Genomic DNA, 814 nt, shown 5'->3' on the forward strand with positions numbered 1-814 from the left:
TTGTCGCCCGCCAGGTTGAACTCCGTCACATCGGTCACCCATTTATGGTTGGCGCTGTCAGCGTTGAACTGGCGTTGAATGAGATCGGGAGCCGTCCTTCCGATGCCGCCTTTGTAGGAGCGATACTTCTTCGGCCTGACCAGCGACTTCAATCCCATCTCCACCATCCGACACTGCACCGCCTTGTGATTGACGACATGACCGAGCCGGCGCAGTGCAGCAGCCACCCGGCGATAACCGTAGCGGCCCTTGTGGCTGTCGAAGACGGCTCTGATCTTCTCCTTGAGACCAGCATGGCGGTCGACGCGGGACGCCTTCTGTCGATAGTAGAACGTGCTGCGGGAAAGCCCTGCCAGTTTGAGCAGACCATCGAGCGGATAGAGCAGCCTTAACGCTTGGACAGCTTGCGCTTTTTGGGCGCGTGTCCCTGCGTTAAGGCCTCCAGTTTTTTTAGGTAGGCGTTCTCCATGCGCAGATGGTTCAGTTCCGCAAGCAGCTCTTCGCGGCTCTTGGTCTCATCACTCTGCGCCACGGGCGGCTCGCCAGGCGACGGCGGGTCTGACATCGATCGCGGCCTTCCTCTGCGGCGCGGCGCGAGCGCCTCTATCCCACCGGCTTCGTAGCGCCTCTCCCAGTCCGGAAGGCAGCCGGCGTTGCGGATATTGAACAGCGCGGCCGTCTGTCGGCAGGACAGTCCATCCTCCCACATCCGGTGCAGAACCGACAGCTTGAACTCGCCGTCATAGTGGCTGAGCTTGCGAGCGAGGCCGGCAACCCCGTGCGCTTGATAGCTCGCAACCCATTTGCGCACCGT

General features: G+C 61.4%; 1 protein-coding gene and 1 pseudogene. Both read right to left on the reverse strand.

Annotated features, from left to right (window positions below):
* Positions 1-227, reverse strand: a pseudogene (locus NKJ04_RS33590) (IS3 family transposase); the annotation flags it as partial.
* Positions 228-388: 161 nt separating this feature from the next.
* Positions 389-814 (reverse strand): helix-turn-helix domain-containing protein (locus NKJ04_RS33595; protein WP_352680114.1); only part of this gene is annotated, 426 nt, incomplete at its 5' end.

It is taken from the genome of Mesorhizobium sp. M0618, from assembly GCF_040320765.1.
Lineage (GTDB): Bacteria > Pseudomonadota > Alphaproteobacteria > Rhizobiales > Rhizobiaceae > Mesorhizobium.